Genomic DNA, 18,912 nt, shown 5'->3' with positions numbered 1-18,912 from the left:
ATCAATAATTATATCCTCAACCAGCATTTGTGCAACTGTTTTTTCTCTTGAAGCATAACGATGAAAAGCATAAACAATCTGGTACCCGCTTTTTCTGCTCCTGTTTTGTGATATGATCGATAAAAAGATAAAGCATTTGACGAAGGAAGAGAAAGTGGGGAGAGACAGGATGAACAGGCGAAATTACAAGGGCTATTTGCTTGATTTGGATGGAACGGTTTATCGGGGCGGTACAGTGATTCCTGAAGCTGTTTCTTTTATCCGGACATTAAAAGAAAAACGGATTCCTTATCTTTACGTAACGAATAATTCGTCACTAACACCGGAACAGTTGACAGAGCGCTTGCAAAACATGGGGGTTGAAGCTTCTCCGGAGGACTTTTTTACTTCGAGTATGGCGGTGGCGGCAATCATCAGACAAATGGCACGCGAATCCGAAACAGAAAAAAACGTTACGGTGCTGGCGATCGGTGAGACAGGACTTAAGACGGCGCTTGCGGAGGCAGGCTATGAAATCGTAGAGAAAGCTCCTGCTTCATATGTTGTTGTTGGCATCGACCGGCAGTTTACTTATGAAAAAATGAAGCAGGCTACGTTGGCCATTTATAACGGCGCCCGCTTTTTGTCCACCAACTGTGACCGGGCGATCCCGACGGAAGAAGGATTTGTACCTGGTAATGGAGCGTTAACCGCATCCATTGCGTACGCGACACAGACAGAGCCGATATACGTTGGCAAACCGGAAGAGACGATAATCCGGCTGGCGCTTGAAAAGCTGGGATTACGCGCGGATGAAGCGTTGCTTATAGGTGATAATCTGGAGACTGATATCGCCGCTGGAGCGAAAAGTGGTGTCGACACGCTGCTTGTATACAGCGGGTTCAGTCAGGAGGTAGACGTAGAGCATGCGGCAGTGAAGCCAACGTATACAGCGCATACGCTGGCTGACTGGAAAATAATATAAGTTGAGAAAAGCTTGCAGGCAAATGCCTCGCAAGTTTTTTTTATTTTGTGCCGAAGCGGCTGTGTGCAAGTCGACTGGATGCTGCTGCGGCAATTGCCCCGACAATATCGTCCAGAAACGTATGCACCTCTCCTTTTTCTTTTTCTGTTTTGTTTAATTTTTTAAGAATGCCGGGTTTCACTTTGTCTACGTACCCATAATTGGTAAATCCAATACTTCCGTAAACATTCACGATGGAAAGGGCCAGAATTTCGTCGATGCCGTACAGCCCTTCATCATGGGCGAGCATTTCCTGTAGCGGTTCCATAAGCAGTCCTTTTTCTGCAAGAATGTCGAGCTGGATACCGGTGATAATCGCGTTCTGGATTTCCCGTTTTTCTAGCACTTTCCTAATGTTGTATTCGCACATTTCAGTTGTTAAGTCTGAAAAGTAGTCTTTCTGCAAGAACATAACTAGTTCTACAAGATGCTCCATTGTTACTCCGCGCTCTTTTAGCAAACGATAGGCAGTTTCCCGCACTTTTTTATCATGAACGGCATGTTCCATATTGCTCATTTGCTTCACATCCTTATTAAGGGGGCTGGTTGAAAAACTGGTGCTTATTTACTTTTCCCGCTCCAATTTGTATTTATTAAGCACATCTTTACCTCCAGTAACTTCCAGCACAGTTCCAGTAATAAAATCGGAATATTCACTGCAGAAAAACGTGATAGCCCGTGCAATGTCTTCGCCGGTTCCGGGGCGTCCGACCGGCGTGCCTGGATCGCTCAGACCGCGCACATCGGTGATGTATTTTTCTTTGGCTTCGCCCACGATGTCACCCGGGCATACCATATTGGCTGTAATTCCGTACTCTGCTTCTTCAAGTGCAATCGTGCGCGTCAGCGATACGAGCCCGGTTTTTGCCGCGGCGAACGCCGAGCGGTACATCCAGCCCGGAGCGGTTTGCGCTTTTTCAAATCCGATGGTGATAATCCGTCCCCACCTGTTGCGGCGCATATGTGGAATGGCGGCTCGACATAAATAAAATGCGCTTGACAGGTTTCCGTGAATCATCTGGTCCCATTCTCCGATTTTATAGTCGGCGAGTTTTTTGCGTTCCTTTATGTATGGGCCGGCGTTGAGAACGAGAATATCAAGGCGGTTCCATGCTTCTATGACTGTTTTTACCATTTGCTCAGCATCTTCGGACCGGCTGACGTCTCCTTGAATTAACAGCGTATTGACATCGTATCGTTGTATGAGCTCTTCCCGTAGCTTGTTTGCCTCTTCTGCACTTGTGCGATAGTTAAGTGCGATATCCATGCCTTCCGCAGCGAGTTCATGGGCGATGCGGACACCAAGACCTTTAGCGCTTCCAGTGATAAGGGCCGTACGATTGCGTTTCAAAAAACCATCCCTTCCTGCTTGGAATGTTTTATTAGCCTCTATTTCATTGTATATTAAGGTTATTAATGAAAGAAAGTGGTAGAAAGCCGGAAAGTGTGGTGGAGATGATGATGTATTATTTTTATGATCGAAGCGGCCAGTTTATTTCTCTTACGTTTGAACAGGAGTGCTTTGTGCCGAATGCGGGGCATGTGCTTGTTTTGGCGTTTTCTGGTGAGGATAGACAGGAAATTGTATTGACCCGCCATAAATGCCGCGGCTGGGAAGTGCCGGGAGGAAAAGTGGAGCCAGGGGAAAAGCCGGAAGAGGCCGCCCGTCGTGAGCTATTGGAGGAAACCGGGGTGGAAGCGGAGAGTCTGCATTGGATTGGACAATACATAATCGACAGCGGCCCGGGAGCGAAAAAGGCGGTGAAAAACATTTACACAGGCATGGTAAAGGAATGGGGCGAAATTCCGGAAGGCTTCGAAACGTTGGAGCGTTCCGTGTTTCCGTTGTCGCTGATGCCGTTTCAAAAAGATATGAGCCCGTTTATTCAGGATAACATTTTTCCGTTGTGCCGGGCGTATTTGGAGAAGCAAAAATAAAATAGCCTATGAACAATATGCTTCCTCAGTTGTTTCCGGTGTTCGATGCGATACATTTGCCACATGTACCAACCGGTAAGCAGCAGAACCAGAATAGCACCAAGCACGACACCGCTCCAGCCTAACCATCTATAGAAAAAGCCGAGATAGAAGCCGCCGAGGCTTCCACCGAAATAGTATGCTAGCAAATACAGGCTGGCTGCGCTTGCTTTGGCAAACGTTGCATGGCGGCTTACCCAGGAACTGGACGCCGAGTGAGCAAAGAAAAATCCGAAACTGTTTAAAAGAAGTCCGCATGCAATCATCCATAAGCTGTGCAGAAGTGTGAGTGCAATGCCGAGCGCCATGCAGGTGATCCCGATTCCGATACATAGCGATTGTGGAATGATGCGCGCCGCTTTGCCGGATAGTGTGGAACTGACTGTGCCCGCGAGATAGGTTAGGAACAACATGCCGAGAACGGAGGCGGGCAAATAATATGGAGCGCCGCTAAGCAGATAGGTAATGTAAGTATATTCCCCCATAAAAATGAGGAAATGCAGGCCACCGATAAGATATGCGTAACGCAACATGCGGTTTTTTAAATGGTGGCCCAAATCATGCAGCGCGTTTTTCCAGGCGAGTGGTTTCGGTTGAAAATGCTGCGAACGGGGCAGAAGCCAACCGAACGCAAGCAAGCAGATAAGGCTGATAATACTCATAACAATGAACGCCCATTGCCACCCGGCCCAGTCGGTGATAAAACCGCTGATTAAGCGGCCGGACAGGCCGCCCACGGTGTTTCCGCTAATGTAAATACCGATGGCGACGGCGAGCGCTTTTTGATCAAATTCTTCTCCGATGTAGGCAACGGCAATTGCCGGAAGTCCCGCTAGGAAAAAGCCTTGGAGTATACGGAGCCAAAGCAGTGTTTTAAAGTTTGGCATGAACGCGGTGAGCAGCGTAATGATCGTTACGCAGAGCATGGTAACGAACATAATATTTTTTCTGCCAATTGCGTCGGAAAGTGGGCCATAGAACAATAACGAGATAGCCAGCGCGAAGATCGTCAGCGATACCGACAGGCTCGACATGAGCGGAGAGATATGAAATTCCTTAGTAAATAGCGGGAGAAGAGGTTGTGGAAAATAAATATTGGCGAACACGAGAAAAGAAGCGATGCTGAGCGCTGCTGACGCCCGCCAGAATGGTTTTGTTCCCGCTTTGATCATCGTTCATCATCTTCTTTCACAAAAAGTTTTCTTGACATGATGGTAGCATGCGATTAAAAATAAATAAAATATATTATTTTTATCATATTGATAACTTTTAGTTATGGAGTGAACCATGGAAATACGGCAATTGGAATTTTTTGTGGAGGTAGCAAAGCATAGAAGTTTTACGAGAGCGGCGGAAGAATTGCTGGTAGCTCAGCCTGCCATAAGCAAAAGCATAAAAAAGTTGGAAGAAGAACTTGGTTTGCTTTTGTTTAACCGTGCCGAACGTAAAGTATCGCTGACTGCGGAAGGTGAGGCATTTTTAAAGCATGCTGAACTTATTCTTGAGCAGATGACGCGCGCAAAAGCAGAAATGGAAGAAATGCGTGGCCTTAAAAAGGGAGAGGTGCGCGTCGGTCTACCGTCAATGGTCGGTTCATATTATTTTCCGGGATTGATCATTGATTTTAAAAAACAGTATCCTGATTTGCAGATTACGGTATATGAACAAGGAACGGTCAAAATCCAGCAAATGATCACACAAGGTGAGATAGATATGGGGGTGGTACTTGAAGATATGAGCGCGGACGAGCTTGAAGTGCTTCCGTTCTTAAAGGAGGAGATGGTCGCGTGCGTGCCCGCTTCCCATCCGTTTGCTCGCAGGCTTTCCGTAACGTATGAGGAATTGGCCCATGAACCGCTCGTTTTGTTCAAGGAGGGGTATTTTCAGCGAGAAATTATTGCTCGGGCTGGCCGGATGTCCGGCTCGCCGCTTAATGTAACGTTTGAGACAAACCAAATTCCGCTTATCAAGTCTTTAGTGGCAAAGCAGCTTGGCATTACTTTATTCTTGCGTATGGTGATTGTTGATGATCCGCATTTGGTGCCGGTCTCGCTAGATCCGCCTGTATTTTTAAACCTGGGCATTGCCTGGAACAAAAACGCTTACCTTTCCAAGGCCAATCAGGCGTTTTTGTCTTTTCTTATGAGCCGAATTAAGGCGTAAAAAACCGGAAGCGCCTGGCTTCCGGTTTCTACACGATTAGAATACTTGTTGCACTTCTGTAATCCCTTCCACTTCTTCGATCAACGCACGTTCGATGCCTGCTTTCAGCGTGATGGTTGAGCTTGGGCAGCTGCCGCACGCGCCATGCAGACGAAGCTGAACTACGCCGTCTTCTGTTACATCAACCAGTTCGCAGTCACCGCCGTCACGCTGCAAGAACGGACGCAGTTTATCTAAAACTTCTTGAACTTGTTCGAATTTGCTTGTATCCGTCATGAAGCAATCACTCCTTTCCAACATATTAATATTATATTACCCTTTTGTTAAGAAATCTATGGTTTTTCCCAAGATGTGTATGATCACCGTTTATAATTCATAAAGCATAGTTGTTTACTTGGTTATAGAGAACCTATAAAATATGTTATAATATGATAGCTTATAAGACATCATCATTTTGCTTTGAAAGGAAGAAACTTATGCAGGTTTACCGTAATATAAAAGAACTTATCGGTAACACTCCGATTGTGGAAATTACTTCGTTTGATTTGCCGGAAGGTGTGCGCCTATTCGCGAAGCTGGAGTACTTCAATCCCGGTGGCAGCGTAAAAGACCGGCTTGGCGTTGAATTAATCCGTGACGCGGAAGAGCGAGGCGCACTGAAACCAGGCGGCACGATTATCGAGCCGACGGCCGGCAATACGGGGATTGGTCTGGCGCTGGCCGCAGTAGGTACAGGCTACCGCGTGATTTTTGTTGTGCCGGAAAAATTTTCTTTGGAGAAGCAGGAACTGATGCGGGCTCTCGGTGCAGAAGTGATCAATACACCAACAGAAAAAGGAATGAAGGGTGCAATCGAAAAAGCGAAGCAGCTTGAGCAGGAAATTGCGGGCGCTTTCTGTCCGCAACAGTTTGGCAATCCCGCTAATCCCGCAGCTCACTATAAAACAACCGGGCCGGAAATTTGGCGCCAGATGGATGGCAAGGTGAATGTCTTTGTGGCGGGAGCTGGTTCCGGTGGTACGTTTATGGGAACGGCCCGTTATTTGAAAGAAAAAAATCCGGATATTAAGACGGTGATTGTGGAACCGGAAGGCTCGATTCTAAACGGCGGCAAGCCGGGACCGCACAAGACGGAAGGAATCGGTATGGAATTTTTGCCGGAGTTTATGGACACAAGTTATTTTGATGCTATTCACACGGTTGACGATGTAGATGCATTCCGTCGGGTTAAAGAATTGGCCGCAAAAGAGGGAATGCTCGTGGGCAGTTCGGCAGGAGCAGCGATGCATGCTGCCCTGAAAGAAGCGGAGCAGGCGAAACCGGGAACAAACATTGTTACCATTTTTGCTGACAGCAGTGAGCGTTATTTGAGTCAGAAGATTTATCAGGGAGGGATGTAGACGATGAGAATGAAAACAAAGTTGATCCACGGCGGCGTAGACGGCGATCCTTTAACCGGGGCAGTTAACGTTCCGATTTACCAGGTTAGTACGTATAAACAGGAAGGTGTCGGCAAACACAAAGGATATGAATATTCGCGTACAGGCAATCCAACCCGCTATGCGGTGGAGAAGTATATTGCCGATATTGAAGGCGGTGTACGCGGCTTCGCGTTTGCTTCCGGCATGGCGACACTTTCTTCGATTGTGATGTTGTTTGACGCGGGCGATCATTTCATTGTAGGAGATGACGTATACGGTGGAACGTATCGCGTACTAAGCAAAGTGTTTAACCGCTTTGGTGTAGAGACCACATTTGTGGATACAAGCGATGTGGAAGCCGTGAAAGCGGCGATAAAGCCGAATACGAGAGCGGTCATGCTAGAATCGCCAAGCAACCCGCTTCTGAAAGTAACCGATATCGCGGCGGTAGCCGAAATCACAAAAGAAAACGGGTTGCTTTTGATCGTGGATAACACGTTCATGACACCGTATTGGCAGAATCCGCTTGCACTTGGCGCGGATATTGTATTCCACAGTGCGACAAAATATCTTGGCGGACATAGCGACGTTGTCGCAGGTCTTGCGGTTGTGAAAGACGAAAAATTAGGTGAACGTCTGCATTTTGTACAAAATTCTGTCGGTGCCGTGCTTGGGCCTCAGGATTCTTATATTTTGTTGCGTGGCATGAAAACGCTGGGCGTGCGTATGGAAGAACATGAAGCGAACGCAAGACGCATTGCAGAATGGCTGACTCAGCGTGGAGACATCAAAAAAGTGTACTATCCGGGTTTAAAAGATCATCCAGGCCATGATATCGCAGTGAAGCAGGCGCGCGGCTTCGGCGGCATGATGTCATTTGATGTAGGCAGTTTGGAACGCGCCAACCAGGTATTGTCTCGGGTGAAAATCTTTACGCTGGCAGAAAGTCTTGGTGCAGTGGAAAGTCTAATTTCTGTACCCGCACAAATGACGCACGCTTCCATTCCAGCGGAGCGTCGCGCTGAACTTGGCATTACGGACGGCTTAATCCGCATTTCCGTCGGTATCGAAGATGTGGAAGACTTAATTGAAGATCTAGAACACGCCCTAGCGTAAGGAGAAGCTTATGGAAATTCTTGTTTTTGGAGCGGAGCAGTTGTGTGCCAGTTGTGTGAATTTGCCTTCGGCGAAAGATACGGCTGAGTGGTTGCAGGCCGCCCTTGAACGCAAATACGGGAACGAAGTCAGAGTGCGTTATGTCGATATCGACCAGCCGCTGGAAGGGATGGAAGCGGAGTTTGCCGCGCGTATTCATGCTGAAGAATTTTGGTATCCGCTCGTTGTATTGAACGGTAAAGTCATAGGTGAAGGGAATCCAAAGTTAAAAGATATTCAACAGGCCATTGAAAATATGAAGGTAGGATGATTCATCATGAGACCTATGGTCGAGTTTTGCGTAAGCAATTTATCCCTTGGTTCTGAGACGGTGAAAAAAGTTCTGGAAGAGGAAAATGAAGTGGATGTGTTGGAATATGGCTGTCTCGGTAACTGTGGCCAGTGCTTTGTCCAGCCGTATGCGCTTGTAAATGGAAAATTGATTGCAGGCAAAGACGCACAGGAATTGCTTGCGGCGATTAAAGACCATATTAAGAAGTTGCAGGAAGAAGACGAAGCCTGGAAAAAACTTGGATTTTAATTGCTAAGGCTGAATATGACAAAAAGGACTTTTGTTATATTCAGTCTTTTTTATTAGTTAAGAAAGTCATACTTTTTTATGACATAAATATGAAATTTTACATAATAAAGGTGCATAGAGATAGTAAATTATGTATAATAAAAATGAACTAAACAGAGACATTGAAAAAATATACACATTAGGCCATACCGAAAAGGAGAGAGAAAGTTATGGTAGTCCAATGGCTTAGGGAAAGTAGAGTTGCGGCAGGCGCGATGCTGTTACTGCGCATATGGTTAGGTTATACATGGCTGGTGAGCGGCTGGGAGAAAATTACCGGAGGCTTTCAGAGCGCAGGCTTTTTGAAGGGGGCTGTTGCTAAAGCAACGGGTGAGCATCCTGCGGTGCAAGGATGGTGGGCAAGTTTTATCAAATCGGTTGCTTTACCGAATTCTGGGCTGTTCGACTTCCTTATTCCCTGGGGGGAATTTCTTGTAGGTGTTGCTTTACTGCTTGGGTTGTTTACTACTTTCGCCGGACTGATGGGAATCATTATGAACTTTGCGTTTTTGTTCAGCGGCACAACTAGCATTAATCCGCAAATGGTTCTTTTTACTACATTTATCCTGGTAGCCGGGCGGAATGCAGGCCACTACGGTTTAGATACTTACGTATTGCCGTTGTTGGATAGATGGATGGGCAGAGAACAACAATTGGCGTCTTATAAAGATAGAATAGATAAATTTTAATAATAGCAGAATGTTTGATACGGGAGAGAGAATGAGTTCCAAAAAAACACCAGCAACTATTTCAGATTTGCTGGTGTTTTTCTTATGCTTAATACTCCTTAATAATATTGTAAAACGTATCGCGTTCAACCGGCTGCTTGCCTGCGCCTTTAACGAGCCAAATCAATTCATCGCGCGTCAATCCTGTTTGTGTCAATGCGCCAGCTGCATGGCTGATGCGTTCCTCCACAAGCGTGCCGTGAACATCGGAAGAGCCGAAGTTTAGTGCCATCTGGGTTAATTGGGTTCCAATGTTAATGAAATAAGCTTTAATATGCGGAAAATTGTCCAGCATCAGGCGGCTGATAGCCATCGTTTTCATATCGTCAAATGCGGACGTGCGGCGCTTGATAGAAGCGGTCGCTTTTTTCGGTTGCACGGCCAATGGGATGAATACCATGAATCCTTTTGTTTCATCCTGTAGTTCGCGCACGCGAATCATATGAATAAGGCGTTCCTCCAATTTCTCGATAGAACCGTACAGCATGGTAGCATGCGTTTTTAGTCCCAGGTTGTGCGCGATGCGGTGCACATTTAACCATTCGTCGGTACTTGCTTTTTCCGGACTCATTTTTAGTCGGTATTCTTCTGTGAGGATTTCTGCACCGCCGCCTGGCATCGTATCCAATCCGGCTTTCATGAGCTCTTTTAGCACTTCTTCTTCTGTTAGACCTGAGATTTTTGCAAAAAATACAATTTCCGCTGCCGTGTATGCTTTGATGGTCACGTTCGGATAATGTTTTTTCAGCGTACGAACCGTGTCCAAATAATACTCGAACGGTACGGTGTGATTGTGTCCGCCGACGATATGGAATTCGCGCATTGTAGGTGTGTAACGTTTTTCTACGTATGCAAGCAGTTCTTCCTCGTTCATTGTGTAGGCGCCTTCTTCGCCCGGATCCCGACGAAAGGCACAGAATTTACAGTGCGCTTCACAAACGTTAGTCGGGTTGATGTACATGTTTTCGATAAAATATACTTTATTGTCATTTTTGCGAAGATTTACCTGATTGGCCATCTGTCCGATGGTCAGCAAATCGTTGGAACGATACAACGTCATTCCGTCTTCAAGCGTCAGCCGTTCTCCTGCTTCCACTTTTTCCATAATCGGCAGCAGTGCTTCATCCTGGACGAAGTTTTTTGTAAGTATAGTCATAATTTTTCCCCCTCAGGTAAAACTAATCAAACACGTGCGAAACATAATACAGTGTATCATGTTTTACTGGAATACGGCCTATCTTCTTCATTCATATTGATAAAGGCGTCATGTGGGCCGAAGTGGAATCGGCCGCGTGAATGATGTTCTTCATAAGCATGTTAATCCAAAACCATTCTTTCATTATAGAGCGGATTCGGTAATTGAACAAGATAAGAGGGTTCCAGAGAACTTATTTTAGGTTAGTAAACATTTTTATATAATAATGTTACTATCCTTGAGCCAAGCGGTAATTTCTAGTATACTGTAAATACAGAGGGTATGATGCGATACGCTACGATACCCATAAGGAGGGATCATAATGATTAACCTTACGGAAAATGCAGGCAGAAAAATTAAAGAAATGATTGCTGATGAAAATAACGATAAACTGTTTCTGCGCCTCGGTGTAAGGCCCGGTGGCTGTAGCGGTTTTTCTTATGGTATGGGTCTCGATGATGAAGAGCAGGAAGGCGATGTATTCTTTGAAGCACATGGTGTAAAAGTTGTTGTGAACAAAGACAATCTTCGTTTCTTGGATGGTGTGACGATTGACTACAAAGAATCGATGATGGGCGGCGGGTTCACGATCGATAACCCGAATGCGGTTGCTTCCTGCGGTTGCGGTTCTTCGTTCCGCACGCGAGACGAAGCGGGAAGCCCAAGCGAATGTTAATGCTTTTCGGCACGTTAGCCAGTCAGACGATGCACGTTTATTTATGGCGTGGAGGTTACGTACTTACCTCTATATTAGAATAAAAGACGTATATATATGGCGCCTCTTGACGTATTTTCGGGTATGTTGGGGGCGTTTTTCTTATGTGTTTTCTCCCTCCTGCACTTTTACTACCATGATTATATGTATAGTTATCTAAATATTCTGTATAATAAATTCGCAAACGTCTTCTTTATGGATATTTTTGTATATAATGGAAAGGAAAAAAGGGATAACGAAACAATATATATATCAAGTTGTGATTTATATTTTATAGAAATTTTGGCGTATAACTTTTTACGCCATACCCATACTATATATATCTTACTTGATATATTGACATACTATAATGACTTTTATTTTCGCATCGTAGAATGGCTGTCGAAATATCAAGGACTGCATATACAAAAGCAGATTGAAGAGAATGGACAAGCAAGATTGGAGGGATAAAGCAATCATGCGAAAAATTTTATATGGTACAGTCGCCGGGGCGGTACTTCTCACCGGAATCGCGTATGCGACCACAAATGCCCAATCGTCGACTGTGCCGGTGTCTGAGCAAATGGCAACAAAAACGGTGCCTATCGGTGAACATAAGCTGCCGCCGCTTCCCTACGCATACAATGCACTGGAACCGTATATTGACGAAAAAACGATGCGGCTGCACCATGACATCCACCATAAATCGTATGTGGACGGGCTAAACAAGGCGGAAAAAGAAATGCAGAAAGCGCGTGAGACAGGAGACTACGCGCTTATTAAACATTGGGAGCGCGAAGCTGCATTCAACGGCTCAGGTCATTATCTTCATACGATCTTTTGGAACAATATGAAGCCAAAGGGGGGTGGGGTGCCAAAAGGGGAGTTGGCGGAAGAGATAAATAAGACATTCGGTAGTTTTGAAAAATTTAAGGCTCATTTTTCGGCAGCCGCAGAAAAGGTGGAAGGTTCCGGCTGGGCCCTGCTGGTATGGAGCCCAGAGGCTGGAAGGCTCGAAATTTTGCAGGCGGAAAAACATCAAAATTTAACCCAGCAAGGCGTGATTCCGCTGCTCGTGTTGGATGTATGGGAGCACGCATACTATCTAAAGTATAACAATAAGCGAGCGGAATATATCAAAGCCTGGTGGAATGTTGTAAATTGGGATGATGTAAGCAAGCGATATAAAGAGGCGGTAAAAAAATAGGGAAAGAAGCATAAGCCTGGAAGATATATCCGGGCTTATGCTTTACGACCGCAGCTCTTGGATACAAAATTAACGGAAGTGTAAAGAAAAGGTGAGATTGTCAACGTACTGAGGCCAGAAGTGTCAGAGGGGTGCAATTTCCTTGATCGCTTTTGTGGTTTGTAAGCCGCAATGCGAACAGCTAAAAATATGCATACATTCTTCCGCCATTTGATCCAGGTAGCCGTTCGTCATCGCCACATCTCCCCACTCTTGGTAAGGGCTGTATGGGCCGTAGAATGATTCAAGCTTACCCGCGTCCTCCATTTGATGGTCACAGGAAGGACAGGAATATTGCGGGTGTTCCATTCCGTTGCAAATTGGACACATAGACATGGAGGCTTCCTCCTTTTGCTAGTTTCTGCGGTTGAGCAAGTGACCGTAAATAGCGTAACTGGCTAAGACGCCAAATGAAAGGATGGCGGCGATGAACCCGGCTATGGGGTCGTTGCTTCCGTAATACAGCATAAAAGGAATTCCGATGGTAACAGCGATAAGCAGCAACATATAAACCGTATAAATGGCACTGCGCGTCATCATGCTCACATCCCTTTTTTGATTAAGTTTTACGGGTGTGTGGCTATCTATGCATAGAAAAAGGAGTCAATAAGACGAAAAACTCGCGAAGTGTGTGCCAAAGATTTCCTTTTTCTGTGTGGGAAAAGGATAAGCGGCAACGCCTGCGAGTTTTTCTCATGGTCATGATGAATGATACATTACATTTTCATGCTGGAACTGTGCATCGGCTGTACTTTCGCGTCCGGATCCATGTATGATTTTGCGTTGTTTACCGCGGTTGGTGCTTCGCCGAAGCCCACGGCAATCAGTTTAATTTTACCTGGGTATGTTGTAACATCCCCTGCCGCATAAATGCCGGGAATATTTGTTTCCATTTTAGAGTTAACGACGATGGAGCCTCTGTCCAATTCCAGTCCCCAATTTTTAATTGGGCCGAGCGAAGAGATGAAACCGAAATTCACGATAACAGCGTCCACTTCTTCCGTAATCAGCTCTTCTGTTTGGTTATTACGGAGCACAACTTTTTCGATCTTGTCTTCGCCTTCGAGCGCGTACGGCTCATAAGGGGTCATGACATTCACTTTCGATTTCATTAGATTTTCCACGCTGTGTTCGTGGGCGCGGAACTTATCACGGCGGTGGACAATCGTTACTTTTTTGGCGATTGGCTCAAGCATGAGCGCCCAGTCTACGGCGGAGTCTCCACCGCCGAACACAATTACGTTTTGCCCGGCGAATTTATTTAAATCGTCGACAAAGTAATGAAGGTTCGCTTTTTCAAATTTATCTGCGTTTGGAAGTTCTAATTTGCGCGGTTCGAACGCGCCGACGCCTGCGGTAATAATTACGGTGCGCGAATAGTGAAGACCTTTTTCAGTCGTAATTTCAAAGATGTTTTCTTTCTTCTCTACATTGATTACTTTTTCTTCAAGGCAAACTTCTGTTTCGAAATGTGCTACCTGCTCTTTCAAGCGATCAATTAATTCCTGAGCCCGGATTTTAGGGAAGCCGGCTACGTCATAGATGAATTTTTCGGGATATAGAGCGGAAAGTTGCCCGCCTAACTGAGGCATGCTTTCGATGATTTTGCAGCTGCACTGCCGCATGCCTGCATAAAAAGCCGTAAACAAGCCTGCTGGCCCCCCGCCAACCACTGTAATATCGTATACCTTTTCATCCCTTGTGAGACCCATTTTCTACACCTCCGGAAATTTTAGAAGCCATATAAATTCTTCTCTATTATAACGGCGACAGAAAATAATGAAAAGAAAAAGAATGCTGACGCAAAGTAAAAAATACGAATAATTTATGGTTGATTAAGTGTAAATATTCGTTTTAAAATGAAAAACGTAAGCAAGCACCTATTGTGCATATTTTCACTTGAAAAAAGGTAAAAACCGATTTATGATAAAAATGTGAATAAAATTAAGATGGCGAATGACACGCATGTGCCCTTTTTTATAGGGCAATATAGTGAAAAAAAGCACAATGTTTTATGGAGTATAACTACTAATAAGGAAAGTGGAAGTGAAAAAAATGAGCACACCAAAAATTTTAATTCTGGGCGCAGGATATGGCGGGTTAATGACGGCCGTTCGTCTGCAAAAGCAAATGAATTACAACGAAGCTGACGTTTTGCTGGTGAATAAGCATGACTATCACTATTTTACCACATGGCTTCATGAGCCGGCAGCCGGAACGAAAGATCCGGATCAATGCCGCATAGGCATCGAAGATTTGCTTGATACTCGTAAAGTTCGATTCAAAAAAGGCACCGTGACTGAGATTAAAAAGGACGAAAAGAAAGTTCTGCTCGAGTCCGGGGAAGAACTGGCTTATGATTATCTCGTTATTGGCTTAGGAAGCGAACCGGAAACGTTTGGCATCCAAGGGTTAAAAGAGCACGCGTTCAGCATTCGCAGCATTAATAGCGTGCGCCAGATTCGCGAACATATTGAATATTGTTTTGCGAAATACAAAATGGAAAAACGTCCAGAATTGCTGACATTCATCGTCGGCGGTGCGGGTTTTACAGGCATTGAGTTCGTTGGTGAATTGTCCGACCGCGTCCCTGAACTGTGCAAAGAATTCGACGTAGATCCGTCGCTTGTTAAAATTTACAACATTGAAGCGGCACCGACTGTGCTTCCAGGTTTTGATCCTGAACTGGTAAATTATGCGATGGAAGTGCTGTCTCGTAAAGGTGTTACATTCAAAATCAATACACCGATTAAAGAATGTACTCCGGAAGGTGTTGTGCTTGCTGACGGAGAAGAGATTAAGTCAAGTACGGTTGTATGGACAGGTGGTGTACGCGGTAATTCCATCATTGAAAAAGCAGGGTTCGAAACGATGCGTGGCCGCGTAAAAGTCGATCCGTATCTCCGTGCGCCGGGACATGACGAAGTATTCATCGTGGGAGACGGAGCTTTAATTATTAACGAAGAAACGAACCGTCCGTATCCACCGACTGCACAAATCGCGATTCAGCAAGGGGAGAACTTGGCACAAAACCTGCTGGCCCTTGTACGCGGTGGTCAAATGAAACCATTCGTGCCGCATATTAAAGGTACAGTTGCTTCCCTTGGTAAAGGCGAAGCTATCGGACTTGTAGGGGATAAGAAATTGTATGGCAGCACAGCTGCGCTAATGAAGAAAATTATTGACAACCGCTCTCTCTACATTCTGGGTGGATTATCGCTTGTGCTAAAGAAAGTGAAACTGTAAGAGGTGTGCGACCGTGAGACACGCAAGCGTGCAGGTGCGCGCGTTGCTGACGGAAGAAGAACGTTTGCGCTATGAAAAATTATTCGAAGTGGGCAAATACCTTGAATCGCAAAATCGGCACGACTTAGCTTACACGATTCAGCGCGAGCTGGAAATTCTGATTGAGCCCGCTATTGAGCGGCTTCAGGAAAAAGGACGTCAGCGCGGTAACCGAGAATATCTCGATCCGATTGTGACGCGTGCCAAAAATGATGAAGAACAGCTGTAGGATGAGAACTGGGAAGCCTTCGTTATGAAGGCTTTTTTTCTTTACAGAAGAGAAGAGTTTGGTTATAATATTCCGAAAATATAGATATTTAGAAAATATGTGTTTGGAGGAATATGCATGAGCAAAAAAGTATGCCAGGAGCATTGTATATATTGTGAAGGAGTCGGATACTTTCAATTGGCTACAGGCGGTACAATTGATTGTCCAGCATGTGGCGGAGGGAAATGGAGAGAAACAAGAGAACCTCAGGCCAGAGTGGCAACAAAGACAAAATAAAATCAGATGTAATGAAGCGTGACAGAAGATTGACCCTCCTTGTCCGAATCAAGTACACTTAAATCCAGGAACAAGGATAGGGGTGAGATTGGATGAATATTGCACAATTTATTATTGGGATACCACTTTTTATCGTATTGCTTTTTGGAATAGGGTTTATTTTAAACATGCTGATAAAGACTACATGGATGCCAGCATTTCTTTATTCGGGCATTGCAATCGGCGTGCTGGTGTATTTGATTATGAATGATCGCACCCCGCATATGGTAGACTATGTGATGTTGACTTCTGGACTAGTAGGTGCTATTGCCAGCGGCTGGACGATTAAAACGCTGCGGATGAAAGGATACCGCATGTTCTGAGAGAAAGGGAAACTCTTTCTCCCCCTGTAGCTTTGACTCCTTCATAGAAGTTCTGTTTCCCTGGTACTCGTTTGTACTTCTAACCCGCAGGCTTCTGGCTGTTCCGAAAGGTGCGGACGCGCCGTGGAGCTGGAACGCATGAAGGGTCTAGGGAAAAAGCGAGTGCCGCGTTCGCACTCGCTTTTTCTTAATGCATCATTTTTATAACCTTGTATTGATTAAAGTACCGTATTCATCTACAATACCTAAATTATAGGCTTTCTCAATAAAGGATAATTTTTCGCTTTCGAATTGGGGATTCCCGTTATAACGACTATTAATAAGACTATCTTCTCGCTGTTTATTAAGGATTGTACGAGCATATTTTTCGTTAACGACTTCATTCTTTCGTAGACGCTCCATAAACTCAGGGAATCCCATAGATGTTTTGGACTGAGTGTTAGGCTGAATGCCGTTTATTTGGTTCTGGAAGCGAGAAACAAGTGTTAACTTCGTATAGGCAGCAAATGCTGCTCGATTTTCTCCAATACTAATAGACATAGATTCCTCCTTCTTCTTTTTATTTTCCTCTATTTTTTTGATTAAAGTATTGGTTAATTCTTTAATTATTTTTTCATCCAGTCACTGATTTCGTCTTTATTAGAGTTATTTAACTCCTTTCTTTTGTTTATTGTAAAATATATACATGTTATATATCGGTATTTGTTAAAAAAATTTACATACCTATTTAGACATTTTTATAGGCTTGAAGATGTTAAGAAGTAAAAAGGACCGGGCGCATGCCCGGTTTTTCTTATGTGAAGAACGAAGGTTTTCCCGAATTTTAGCAGGAAAATTCAAGCTCTGTTTGTTCTTGTCTGGATGTATAAGTCGGGGATGGTCGGGAGATGATGAGTAGAAGAGGAGGCTAGTAATTCATGGATATTATCGTTAAAAGCGTGAAAGGCTCTCTAACCTACCTTTTCATCGCGCTTGTTTGTATCATTCTCGGCCTGTACATTTTGCTGGGAGAAACAGAGCCGAAACCTGTTGTTCCGGCCGTGGAAGGAACAAAGGCGCATCAAGAAGCAGCACCGCTGAAGCAAAACACATCCTTGGAGAAACGCGCAGAGAAGCCGCAGGAAGTTGAACGTTTTCCGTTCGTGCATCGGGGGGAAACGGTCGAAACGCTGGCTATGCTTTCAAAGTACCCGAAGGTTAATGTAGTAGCAACCGGATATTCTCCCGGCCCTGAATCGACCGGTAAGGATGTTGGCCATCCTGCGTATGGGATTACATATTCCGGCGTAAAAGCACGGCGCGACATATTCTCAACGATTGCTGCTGATTTAAACGTATTTCCGCTCGGAACGATCCTTTATATACCGGGCTATGGCTACGGTGTAGTTGCGGATATTGGCTCCGCCATTAAAGGAAACAAAATTGATCTGTATTTTGACAGCAAAGAAGATGTATATAAAAAGTGGGGGAAAAAGCAACTGGACGTATATGTAATCGAGCGTGGAAACGGCAAAGTGGATGAGGAAGTGTTTGCGAGGCTCAATCAAATGAGCAAAAATGAAGCGAAAAAACAATGAGAAAAACATCTTTACCTATACCATAAAAAGGACAGGCCAAGCGCGGCCTGTCTTTCGTGTTATACATGGTCTTAGAAGGCCGCGCTACAAGTCAAGCAAGTAATACAAAAGGGTAGATTGCACAATACCGAGCCAGCCTCCTACCAGCACTTCGCTTGGTTGATGACCCAGCAGCTCTTTTAATTTTTTTGCGCGTTCGCGGCGGGGCTTCACACGCATGGTTTTTAGTTCCTCGATCAACTGGTTGAAATCCTCGACCAGAATATTGAGAACGGCGGCATGGGTGCCTGCGTGTCGGCGCACGCCAGCTGCATCGAACATGATAATGATGGAAAAAATAACAGAAATCGCAAATAATGTAGAGCCGAACCCTTCGATTAATCCTACGGCGGTTGTGAGCGCGGTGACGGCCGCCGAATGGGAACTGGGCATTCCCCCTGTGCTAAACAATAGTTTCCAATCCCATTTGCGGATAGCAAAGTAGGTAATCGGCACTTTGATTCCCTGCGCGATGCCAATGGCAAGCAGGGCGGACCAAAGCGGAAAATTGGATAATAAATCGGACATTGGCTTCTTCCTTTCCTCAAAGCTCTTTTATTATTTTATAACGAATAGAGGAATAAATCATTTGCTATGGAGAAAAATTCTTCAGGTGACTTTGTTCGTTCGTTTTCTTTTGCTACATTTACTGTAGATGAGCAAATTCACTAACATAAATTTACATCCGAACAAAAAAGGAGACATGAACCCGATTCCTTGATTAGAATAGATGTGTCACCAAACCATTCTCAAGGAGGTTCATGTCTCATGAATAGACTACCACATCACCAAGGAATCGACAAGTTTTTCGCAATGTTGGGGCTGGCCCTTTATTTCTCTAAGCCGGTCATGAAGCATCTCGTTCATATTATCGATGCGCTGACAACGAAAGGATTTGTGGGAACCTTGACCGATCTGCATCATGAGAGCTTTCATCCCAACCATCGAACGACACTGAGCCATTTTTTCACGAAAAGCCCTT

General features: G+C 44.9%; 24 protein-coding genes and 2 pseudogenes. 16 read left to right on the top strand and 10 right to left on the bottom strand.

The window, feature by feature from the left end; genetic code table 11:
• Window positions 1-169 precede the first annotated feature (169 nt).
• Window positions 170-964, top strand: coding sequence for a TIGR01457 family HAD-type hydrolase (locus BLR88_RS11620; RefSeq protein WP_057897748.1), 795 nt, complete (start codon window positions 170-172; stop codon window positions 962-964).
• Window positions 965-1,004: 40 nt separating this feature from the next.
• On the opposite strand, the gene BLR88_RS11615 is transcribed toward BLR88_RS11620, so the two are convergent.
• Both BLR88_RS11615 and BLR88_RS11610 read right to left on the bottom strand, forming a co-directional pair.
• Window positions 1,005-1,520, bottom strand: a complete 516-nt coding sequence (locus BLR88_RS11615) for a phosphatidylglycerophosphatase A family protein (protein WP_057897749.1) — start codon at window positions 1,518-1,520, stop codon at window positions 1,005-1,007.
• A gap of 48 nt (window positions 1,521-1,568) precedes the next feature.
• Entirely contained in the window at window positions 1,569-2,354 is a 786-nt protein-coding gene (locus BLR88_RS11610; protein ID WP_057897750.1) for an SDR family oxidoreductase, read from the bottom strand.
• A 107-nt stretch (window positions 2,355-2,461) separates the two neighbouring features.
• Here BLR88_RS11610 and BLR88_RS11605 point away from each other — a divergent pair, with 107 nt between their 5' ends.
• On the top strand, window positions 2,462-2,941 hold the full coding sequence (locus BLR88_RS11605; protein WP_217639387.1) for an NUDIX domain-containing protein: 480 nt from the start codon (window positions 2,462-2,464) through the stop codon (window positions 2,939-2,941).
• On the opposite strand, the gene BLR88_RS11600 is transcribed toward BLR88_RS11605, so the two are convergent.
• Window positions 2,890-4,152: an MFS transporter gene (locus BLR88_RS11600; protein ID WP_091260730.1), complete on the bottom strand. Its 1,263-nt coding sequence runs from the start codon at window positions 4,150-4,152 to the stop codon at window positions 2,890-2,892. The two genes, BLR88_RS11605 and BLR88_RS11600, sit on opposite strands and share 52 nt — an antisense overlap.
• Before the next feature lie 115 nt (window positions 4,153-4,267).
• On the opposite strand from BLR88_RS11600, the gene BLR88_RS11595 reads away from it, so the two are divergent.
• Window positions 4,268-5,143 carry a LysR family transcriptional regulator gene (locus BLR88_RS11595; RefSeq protein ID WP_057897753.1) on the top strand — a complete coding sequence of 292 codons (876 nt, stop codon included), beginning with the start codon at window positions 4,268-4,270 and terminating at the stop codon, window positions 5,141-5,143.
• Between the two features lie 36 nt (window positions 5,144-5,179).
• Here BLR88_RS11595 and BLR88_RS11590 read toward each other — a convergent pair whose 3' ends face one another.
• Window positions 5,180-5,443, bottom strand: a complete 264-nt coding sequence (locus BLR88_RS11590) for a NifU family protein (RefSeq protein ID WP_302846666.1) — start codon at window positions 5,441-5,443, stop codon at window positions 5,180-5,182.
• A 176-nt stretch (window positions 5,444-5,619) separates the two neighbouring features.
• On the opposite strand from BLR88_RS11590, the gene cysK reads away from it, so the two are divergent.
• The 5 genes from cysK to BLR88_RS11565 all read left to right on the top strand — a co-directional run bounded on the left by cysK (window position 5,620) and on the right by BLR88_RS11565 (window position 8,988).
• Entirely contained in the window at window positions 5,620-6,543 is a 924-nt protein-coding gene (gene cysK / locus BLR88_RS11585; protein ID WP_057897755.1) for a cysteine synthase A, read from the top strand.
• Window positions 6,544-6,546: 3 nt separating this feature from the next.
• On the top strand, window positions 6,547-7,680 hold the full coding sequence (locus tag BLR88_RS11580) for a bifunctional cystathionine gamma-lyase/homocysteine desulfhydrase (RefSeq protein ID WP_057897756.1): 1,134 nt from the start codon (window positions 6,547-6,549) through the stop codon (window positions 7,678-7,680).
• A 10-nt stretch (window positions 7,681-7,690) separates the two neighbouring features.
• Window positions 7,691-7,990: a YuzD family protein gene (locus tag BLR88_RS11575; RefSeq protein WP_057897757.1), complete on the top strand. Its 300-nt coding sequence runs from the start codon at window positions 7,691-7,693 to the stop codon at window positions 7,988-7,990.
• A 6-nt stretch (window positions 7,991-7,996) separates the two neighbouring features.
• On the top strand, window positions 7,997-8,260 hold the full coding sequence (locus BLR88_RS11570; RefSeq protein WP_057897758.1) for a YuzB family protein: 264 nt from the start codon (window positions 7,997-7,999) through the stop codon (window positions 8,258-8,260).
• A 209-nt stretch (window positions 8,261-8,469) separates the two neighbouring features.
• Entirely contained in the window at window positions 8,470-8,988 is a 519-nt protein-coding gene (locus BLR88_RS11565; protein ID WP_057897759.1) for a DoxX family membrane protein, read from the top strand.
• A gap of 88 nt (window positions 8,989-9,076) precedes the next feature.
• Here BLR88_RS11565 and mqnE read toward each other — a convergent pair whose 3' ends face one another.
• Window positions 9,077-10,183, bottom strand: a complete 1,107-nt coding sequence (mqnE, locus tag BLR88_RS11560; RefSeq protein ID WP_057897760.1) for an aminofutalosine synthase MqnE — start codon at window positions 10,181-10,183, stop codon at window positions 9,077-9,079.
• 361 nt (window positions 10,184-10,544) lie between these two features.
• On the opposite strand from mqnE, the gene BLR88_RS11555 reads away from it, so the two are divergent.
• Both BLR88_RS11555 and BLR88_RS11545 read left to right on the top strand, forming a co-directional pair.
• Window positions 10,545-10,898, top strand: coding sequence for a HesB/IscA family protein (locus BLR88_RS11555; protein WP_057897761.1), 354 nt, complete (start codon window positions 10,545-10,547; stop codon window positions 10,896-10,898).
• A gap of 613 nt (window positions 10,899-11,511) precedes the next feature.
• Window positions 11,512-12,123: pseudogene (locus tag BLR88_RS11545) on the top strand (superoxide dismutase); the annotation flags it as partial.
• 123 nt (window positions 12,124-12,246) lie between these two features.
• Here the strand turns inward: BLR88_RS11545 and BLR88_RS11540 are convergent.
• The 3 genes from BLR88_RS11540 to BLR88_RS11530 all read right to left on the bottom strand — a co-directional run bounded on the left by BLR88_RS11540 (window position 12,247) and on the right by BLR88_RS11530 (window position 13,874).
• On the bottom strand, window positions 12,247-12,498 hold the full coding sequence (locus BLR88_RS11540; protein WP_057897763.1) for a hypothetical protein: 252 nt from the start codon (window positions 12,496-12,498) through the stop codon (window positions 12,247-12,249).
• Window positions 12,499-12,516: 18 nt separating this feature from the next.
• A complete protein-coding gene (locus BLR88_RS11535) occupies window positions 12,517-12,702 on the bottom strand; it encodes a hypothetical protein (RefSeq protein ID WP_139184964.1) in 186 nt (61 codons plus the stop codon).
• A gap of 176 nt (window positions 12,703-12,878) precedes the next feature.
• Window positions 12,879-13,874 carry an NAD(P)/FAD-dependent oxidoreductase gene (locus BLR88_RS11530; RefSeq protein WP_057897765.1) on the bottom strand — a complete coding sequence of 332 codons (996 nt, stop codon included), beginning with the start codon at window positions 13,872-13,874 and terminating at the stop codon, window positions 12,879-12,881.
• 343 nt (window positions 13,875-14,217) lie between these two features.
• Here BLR88_RS11530 and BLR88_RS11525 point away from each other — a divergent pair, with 343 nt between their 5' ends.
• The 4 genes from BLR88_RS11525 (at window position 14,218) to BLR88_RS11515 (ending at window position 16,314) form a co-directional block, all read left to right on the top strand.
• Window positions 14,218-15,408 carry an NAD(P)/FAD-dependent oxidoreductase gene (locus BLR88_RS11525; RefSeq protein ID WP_057900231.1) on the top strand — a complete coding sequence of 397 codons (1,191 nt, stop codon included), beginning with the start codon at window positions 14,218-14,220 and terminating at the stop codon, window positions 15,406-15,408.
• Window positions 15,409-15,421: 13 nt separating this feature from the next.
• A complete protein-coding gene (locus tag BLR88_RS11520; RefSeq protein WP_057897766.1) occupies window positions 15,422-15,676 on the top strand; it encodes a hypothetical protein in 255 nt (84 codons plus the stop codon).
• Between the two features lie 117 nt (window positions 15,677-15,793).
• Entirely contained in the window at window positions 15,794-15,952 is a 159-nt protein-coding gene (locus tag BLR88_RS19570; protein WP_162264996.1) for a YuiA family protein, read from the top strand.
• Between the two features lie 92 nt (window positions 15,953-16,044).
• Window positions 16,045-16,314: a YuiB family protein gene (locus BLR88_RS11515; protein ID WP_057897767.1), complete on the top strand. Its 270-nt coding sequence runs from the start codon at window positions 16,045-16,047 to the stop codon at window positions 16,312-16,314.
• 201 nt (window positions 16,315-16,515) lie between these two features.
• On the opposite strand, the gene BLR88_RS11510 is transcribed toward BLR88_RS11515, so the two are convergent.
• Window positions 16,516-16,854 carry a hypothetical protein gene (locus tag BLR88_RS11510; protein ID WP_057897768.1) on the bottom strand — a complete coding sequence of 113 codons (339 nt, stop codon included), beginning with the start codon at window positions 16,852-16,854 and terminating at the stop codon, window positions 16,516-16,518.
• 377 nt (window positions 16,855-17,231) lie between these two features.
• Here BLR88_RS11510 and BLR88_RS11505 point away from each other — a divergent pair, with 377 nt between their 5' ends.
• The gene (locus BLR88_RS11505; protein ID WP_091260728.1) at window positions 17,232-17,891 is read left to right on the top strand and encodes a 3D domain-containing protein; all 660 of its coding nucleotides are present in this window, start codon (window positions 17,232-17,234) and stop codon (window positions 17,889-17,891) included.
• Between the two features lie 84 nt (window positions 17,892-17,975).
• Here the strand turns inward: BLR88_RS11505 and BLR88_RS11500 are convergent, their stop codons facing one another.
• Window positions 17,976-18,458: a divergent PAP2 family protein gene (locus BLR88_RS11500; protein WP_057897769.1), complete on the bottom strand. Its 483-nt coding sequence runs from the start codon at window positions 18,456-18,458 to the stop codon at window positions 17,976-17,978.
• A gap of 240 nt (window positions 18,459-18,698) precedes the next feature.
• Here BLR88_RS11500 and BLR88_RS11495 point away from each other — a divergent pair.
• Window positions 18,699-18,912: pseudogene (locus tag BLR88_RS11495) on the top strand (IS701 family transposase); the annotation flags it as partial.

This window comes from Aneurinibacillus thermoaerophilus (assembly GCF_900099925.1).
Classification (GTDB): domain Bacteria; phylum Bacillota; class Bacilli; order Aneurinibacillales; family Aneurinibacillaceae; genus Aneurinibacillus; species Aneurinibacillus thermoaerophilus.
Note: the sequence above shows the minus strand (reverse complement) of the source record. Positions and strands in the feature narration are given on the sequence as shown.

What these genes read in the sequence shown, in the direction of transcription:
- BLR88_RS11620 (WP_057897748.1), top strand. Translation starts at nt 170, where the DNA reads ATGAACAGGCGAAATTACAAGGGCTATTTGCTTGATTTGGATGGAACG.
- BLR88_RS11615 (WP_057897749.1), bottom strand. Translation starts at nt 1,520, where the DNA reads ATGAGCAATATGGAACATGCCGTTCATGATAAAAAAGTGCGGGAAACT.
- BLR88_RS11605 (WP_217639387.1), top strand. Translation starts at nt 2,462, where the DNA reads ATGATGTATTATTTTTATGATCGAAGCGGCCAGTTTATTTCTCTTACG.
- BLR88_RS11600 (WP_091260730.1), bottom strand. Translation starts at nt 4,152, where the DNA reads ATGATCAAAGCGGGAACAAAACCATTCTGGCGGGCGTCAGCAGCGCTC.
- BLR88_RS11595 (WP_057897753.1), top strand. Translation starts at nt 4,268, where the DNA reads ATGGAAATACGGCAATTGGAATTTTTTGTGGAGGTAGCAAAGCATAGA.
- BLR88_RS11590 (WP_302846666.1), bottom strand. Translation starts at nt 5,443, where the DNA reads ATGTTGGAAAGGAGTGATTGCTTCATGACGGATACAAGCAAATTCGAA.
- cysK (WP_057897755.1), top strand. Translation starts at nt 5,620, where the DNA reads ATGCAGGTTTACCGTAATATAAAAGAACTTATCGGTAACACTCCGATT.
- BLR88_RS11580 (WP_057897756.1), top strand. Translation starts at nt 6,547, where the DNA reads ATGAGAATGAAAACAAAGTTGATCCACGGCGGCGTAGACGGCGATCCT.
- BLR88_RS11575 (WP_057897757.1), top strand. Translation starts at nt 7,691, where the DNA reads ATGGAAATTCTTGTTTTTGGAGCGGAGCAGTTGTGTGCCAGTTGTGTG.
- BLR88_RS11570 (WP_057897758.1), top strand. Translation starts at nt 7,997, where the DNA reads ATGAGACCTATGGTCGAGTTTTGCGTAAGCAATTTATCCCTTGGTTCT.
- BLR88_RS11565 (WP_057897759.1), top strand. Translation starts at nt 8,470, where the DNA reads ATGGTAGTCCAATGGCTTAGGGAAAGTAGAGTTGCGGCAGGCGCGATG.
- mqnE (WP_057897760.1), bottom strand. Translation starts at nt 10,183, where the DNA reads ATGACTATACTTACAAAAAACTTCGTCCAGGATGAAGCACTGCTGCCG.
- BLR88_RS11555 (WP_057897761.1), top strand. Translation starts at nt 10,545, where the DNA reads ATGATTAACCTTACGGAAAATGCAGGCAGAAAAATTAAAGAAATGATT.
- BLR88_RS11540 (WP_057897763.1), bottom strand. Translation starts at nt 12,498, where the DNA reads ATGTCTATGTGTCCAATTTGCAACGGAATGGAACACCCGCAATATTCC.
- BLR88_RS11535 (WP_139184964.1), bottom strand. Translation starts at nt 12,702, where the DNA reads ATGATGACGCGCAGTGCCATTTATACGGTTTATATGTTGCTGCTTATC.
- BLR88_RS11530 (WP_057897765.1), bottom strand. Translation starts at nt 13,874, where the DNA reads ATGGGTCTCACAAGGGATGAAAAGGTATACGATATTACAGTGGTTGGC.
- BLR88_RS11525 (WP_057900231.1), top strand. Translation starts at nt 14,218, where the DNA reads ATGAGCACACCAAAAATTTTAATTCTGGGCGCAGGATATGGCGGGTTA.
- BLR88_RS19570 (WP_162264996.1), top strand. Translation starts at nt 15,794, where the DNA reads ATGAGCAAAAAAGTATGCCAGGAGCATTGTATATATTGTGAAGGAGTC.
- BLR88_RS11515 (WP_057897767.1), top strand. Translation starts at nt 16,045, where the DNA reads ATGAATATTGCACAATTTATTATTGGGATACCACTTTTTATCGTATTG.
- BLR88_RS11510 (WP_057897768.1), bottom strand. Translation starts at nt 16,854, where the DNA reads ATGTCTATTAGTATTGGAGAAAATCGAGCAGCATTTGCTGCCTATACG.
- BLR88_RS11505 (WP_091260728.1), top strand. Translation starts at nt 17,232, where the DNA reads ATGGATATTATCGTTAAAAGCGTGAAAGGCTCTCTAACCTACCTTTTC.
- BLR88_RS11500 (WP_057897769.1), bottom strand. Translation starts at nt 18,458, where the DNA reads ATGTCCGATTTATTATCCAATTTTCCGCTTTGGTCCGCCCTGCTTGCC.